Source organism: Aquincola tertiaricarbonis (assembly GCF_000969605.1).
GTDB classification, from domain to species: domain Bacteria; phylum Pseudomonadota; class Gammaproteobacteria; order Burkholderiales; family Burkholderiaceae_C; genus Aquincola; species Aquincola tertiaricarbonis.
Window position 1 is genome coordinate 1 of the sequence record NZ_JZUE01000062.1, and the last position, 4,707, is coordinate 4,707.

Below are 4,707 nucleotides of genomic sequence, written 5' to 3' on the forward strand. Positions count from 1 at the left end.
ACCGGCTGGCCCATGCCAGCCAGCCGGGCGCGCTGGACGCCACCGCCCGGGCGGGCTAGCGGCGCCCTGCCGGCGGGCCGCTCAGGCCGTGCTTTGCCAGGTCGCCAGCGATGGCGACGATACCGAGTACCTGATGACGAGGGCCTTGTGGATCAAGCAGATGCTTGACCATCCGCGCATACAAGCTGCTCGTGCACATGGCGGACACCGCCGGCGTAAGCGCTGGCGGTGGACGCGACGGCTTAGCTGCCGACACTCGGATGGGTCGCGGTTCCGATACGGCGCCTCACATCGGACGGTCACTCTGCAGGCACTGATCGGAGGTCACTTTGCGGAACTTTGAACGCTGTAGTTCCTGGCGGCTTAGTGAAGCAGGACCCGTGGAGCGACTACTGGACGGCGCGACAGACGCTCACCGCGGCCATGATGAAGCTGGGATACACCGAAGAGAGATTGGGGATGCGCTGAGCCATCAAAAGCCATCTATTGCCTGAGCAAGTCAGGTGAGGACCACTCAGCTTGGAGGCAGACGGTTAACAAAATTAAGGTTGTAGCCGCACCGGAACAGCTGTGGTTACGTACAGCTATGATCGGGCTCACATGCGCCCCATGTCCGACATCAACATCCGAAAACCGCACCTGCGGCGCCTACGCGCCGTGTGGCAATCGGCCGGGTGGCCATGCCACGACGTGCTCGAGCTTGAACTGGTTGCTGCAGGCTTCTGGAGCGGCACCGGGACGATTGCGGCCGTGAGACGGTTCGCGTCAGTGACTCCGGCGTGCAGGCGCTGGCAGCGTCGCTTCAGGTCAACCGGAGCGCCCTGGAGGCACATGAGCTGCTCGTGGAACGGGTGGCTAAGTACATGTGTCAGGCGGGCCGCCTGACCTGGCGCCGGCTGAGCTTGCGCGCCAATGTCGACGGCGTCTGGACGGTGTACCGCCCCGACGTGTTCTCGATCCGCAGTACAAGCGTCGAGGCATACGCCGAGCCGGTGGTCCACGAGATCAAGGTCCGCCGCGCTGATCTGCTCGCCGATCTGCGGCAGATTGCCAAGGGCGCGGCCTACCTCGGAACCGCTTGCCAGTGCTGGTATGTCCTCAAGGCGGGCATCGCAGAGCCGCAGGAGATTCCGCCGCAGTACGGTGTCATGCTCGCGGACGACGTCGCAATCGAGGTCGCTCGGCCTGCGCCGCACCGGGCAATGAATGTCCCGTTTGCGACCTGGATGGCTCTGGCGCGATGTGGAGCCGATCCGTTCCATCGCCCGGAGCAACTGATGCTGTGCGCTGAGGAGGGCTTCGACCTTGTGCCTGATGTACATGATGACTAGCGAAGAGCCACGACACCTTCAGCCACAACACCCGAGCCCAGCTCAAGAAGGTGTTCGACGCGCTGCGCGAGCTCATGACGCCGCCCGATCCGCCCAAGCGGCCTATCGGGTTCATCAACACCGAGGGCAACGGCAGCAACAAGGCTTCGGGGGCAACGGGCAAGGCGTGATGCAGAGCCCTAGTCCCTGAAGACTCGCTCGGGGTCGTATTCCCCTCTGGATGCCATGATCTGCACACCGGCCAAGTTGCTCGCAGGATCTAGGTAGGCATGGGCAGGAGATGAACTGGTAGCGAGCACTCGAAGCTGCTGAGAGACGAGCACGGCTTCGCTTGAGGACATCTGCCATTCAAGTACCGATCCCTCCCTTGAGACGCTGCCCTCCTGTGCTGTCGGCACGATCGAAAAGCGCGCAAGGTCTTTGCCTGGTACCGCGTCAAGCGCAACCGCGCACCTACCTTCAATCTGCTTTGCAAGCCAATGGAACGACTCGGGCTCGCCGAGCACCAGGAACGTCGGATCAGCGAAGTCGACAAAACCCGCTCGAAGACTGTGTTGTTCGCTTTTCACGGCTTGACGGGCGGCCGACCGCCATGGGGAACATGGACCCACGGTGAGAGCTGCCCGCAAAGCGCAGGCTGACACCACGGGGCGGCGGGGTAGCCCCTTTAGGACCGCACATGATGCCAGCTGCTCCGCCCGTTCACGGCCCGCTATAGAGATTGGCCGCTGCACGCAGCATTGCACCCTCAAGCAACTACCGTGCGGGGCCGAAAACGTTGCATGCCTTCCACCACTTTCGGCAGCCAGCCTGCTGCCCGGCGGTCAGCGCTGACAGCAGCGCCATCGCTTGCTGACCCATTGTTCTGCGCTTGGTGCACCCGCCTTTACATCCAGCCGAGCCGCGCCGCACTTGCCGTTTATCAAGCTGTGCGCGCATCAACCAAGCCTCGCCGCTACGGAAAGACTGAACTGTGAACTGCGAGGTGACTGAGGCGTCGATGACGCAGGCCCTCGTTGAAACCGTGGGCATGCGTCGCCGGCGTTTGAAACGCTGGCTCGTTCTGGCCAACGTCGGAGTGGCACTGCTGTTGGGTGCGCTCGTTCTCACTGTGCTGACCTCCGCTAAGCGCGGTTTTGAGGACCGTGCGTTGAAGGCAGCAGAAGGCCGCGCTGCGGTTGCCCAGTTGAACCTGGCCAGCGAGCTGGGGGTCGTCGATGCGGTCATGCGCGCAACCGTCCAGGATCTGGTGCACAGGGCGACCCATGACGGGGACGATGCCGCCGCAGTTGACGAACTCTTGAAATCTCGTGTGGCGATCCTGCGAGGCATGGAATCGCTACGTCTGTCCGACGCACAAGGTCGAGTCGCGGGCGGCTTTCCCGCGCATCCAGCTGTTTCCGTGGCGGATCGTGACTACTTCGCCCTGGCTAAGCAGCACCTGTCCGACCATGCGCTTGTCGCCGGCCCATTCAAGTCGCGAACAACGGGCAACTGGGTCCTGGCACTCGTTCATCCGGTGCGCCTTAACGGTCGCTACGCCGGTGCGCTGCACGGGACGATCAACGTCGACCACTTCGCTGACGTGTTCGACCGCTACGACCTGCGAGCGGGTGATGCGGTCGCGCTGCGAACGTCAGACCTGCGCTTGATTGCCCGACGGTCGCCCGGCGGTGGACCACAAGGCGCACCGGGGGCCACAGCAGTGTCACCCGAGCTTGTCGCCGCGGTGAGCACCAACCCTGTGGGTGGCAGCTTCACGTCAGTCGTGGCCGTAGACGGCGCGACCCGCGTGACCGCCTACCGAATGGTTGACGGATGGCCCCTGCTCGTCTTTGCCGGCGTCAACCATGCGAACTTCCTCGCGCCATGGAAGGAGCAATCTGAGCACGTGGTCTCGCTGGCTGGCCTGGCGTCGATACTGATCGCCTTGGCCAGCTGCGGCATCTACCGGTTTGGCGCACGCGAAGCCAAGGCCCTGCAGACGATCTCTGCGCATGCGGAGGCACAGCGCCTGGCGCAAGACGAGATCTCGAGGCTGCTGCAGGAGCAGTCGGCCATGCTCAACAACGAGCTGGTGGGCATGATGAAGGTGGACGAGCAGTGCATCGGCTGGCGCAACCGAGCGCTCGAAACGCTGCTTGGCTATCCGGAGGGCGAGCTCGCTGGGCAACCGCTGTCGTCTCTCGTCCTTGATCCGTCTCGAGCCATCGAGGTCACCCATCTTGCGAAGGCGCTGCTCGCCAGCGGCGAAAACTGCCGCATGCAGGTGCAGCTGCGCCAAAAAGGTGGTGAAGGGCTCTGGGTCGATCTGAATGGCGTACGTGTATCCGAGCACGAGAGCTTCTGGATTGCCGTCGACGCAACGGCCGCCCACACGGCACACGACCGGCTGCGGCACGCCGCCAGCCACGACGCGCTCACCCTGCTCCCCAACCGGGTGCTGCTGCTCGAGCGTCTGAGCGAGCGGCTCACGAACGCCCGTCGCGGGGGCGAACAGGTGGCGGTCTGCTACCTGGATCTGGACGGCTTCAAAGCCGTGAACGACCAGCACGGGCACGATGCCGGCGACGCGCTGCTCGTAGAAGTGGCTCGGCGCATGGGGTCGCAGCTGCGGCCGGTTGACACCGTCGCCCGCATGGGGGGCGACGAATTCGTCATCGTGCTCGGGCCGTCGAACGGGCTAAGCTGGCCCGCGGTGCTCGGCCGGCTGACGTCAGCAATCGGCGCGCCGATCCGCCTGGCCAACGGACAGCAGGTCAGCGTTGGCGTGAGCATGGGGTTGGCATCCTCCCAGGGGGATACCGACACCCCGGCTGAGTTGCTCGCGAGAGCGGACCAAGCCATGTTAGAAGCCAAGCGGCAAGGTAAGGGGCGCCTGGAAACCCACGTTGGCCTCGCCAGTGGCGCCCTGCCTCAGATTCACTGACCGCGGAAACGGTGCCGCTTCCGACCGCGCCACGTTCACGACGCCGTTTGAACATGACACGACGCCAGTAGCTGGGACGGCTGTGCGACGCGCCCAGTGAAGTGGACCGGCAGTCACGGTACGAGGGGTCTGCGCGAGCTCCGGTGCAGGCAAAGCCGCTCTCCCCTCGCTCGTCATTCTTACATCAGCGCGACGTAGAAGAACAGGCCCGGCACCAGGCTGAAAAAGTGGTCACCGAAGCTGACGATGAGCCCGAGCAGGATCGACGCCATCGACGAGGTGTTCCTGGCCGCCGGCCTGCAGGTGGACCTCGCCAGCCCCTTCGGCACGGCGCTTGGTGGTCGTGCAGCACCATGACGTACTTGTGATCTGCAAGCTCTAGCTGTGCGAACGCCCGCGCCGCGCGCTGCACAATAGACGGGTCGGTGCCACGCGGCATGGACAGCA

At 64.4% G+C, this 4,707-nt stretch carries 3 protein-coding genes; 2 read left to right on the forward strand and 1 reads right to left on the reverse strand.

Annotation, left to right across the window (positions count from 1 at the left end):
• Nucleotides 1-779 precede the first annotated feature (779 nt).
• Nucleotides 780-1,331: a hypothetical protein gene (locus tag VO99_RS27335; protein WP_198157103.1), complete on the forward strand. Its 552-nt coding sequence runs from the start codon at nt 780-782 to the stop codon at nt 1,329-1,331.
• Nucleotides 1,332-1,510: 179 nt separating this feature from the next.
• On the opposite strand, the gene VO99_RS30670 is transcribed toward VO99_RS27335, so the two are convergent.
• Nucleotides 1,511-1,900 (reverse strand): hypothetical protein, encoded by a 390-nt coding sequence (locus VO99_RS30670; protein ID WP_157039845.1) that lies wholly within the window; start codon nt 1,898-1,900, stop codon nt 1,511-1,513.
• 431 nt (nt 1,901-2,331) lie between these two features.
• On the opposite strand from VO99_RS30670, the gene VO99_RS29275 reads away from it, so the two are divergent.
• Nucleotides 2,332-4,260 (forward strand): sensor domain-containing diguanylate cyclase, encoded by a 1,929-nt coding sequence (locus VO99_RS29275; protein WP_157039846.1) that lies wholly within the window; start codon nt 2,332-2,334, stop codon nt 4,258-4,260.
• The last annotated feature ends 447 nt before the right edge of the window (nt 4,261-4,707 follow it).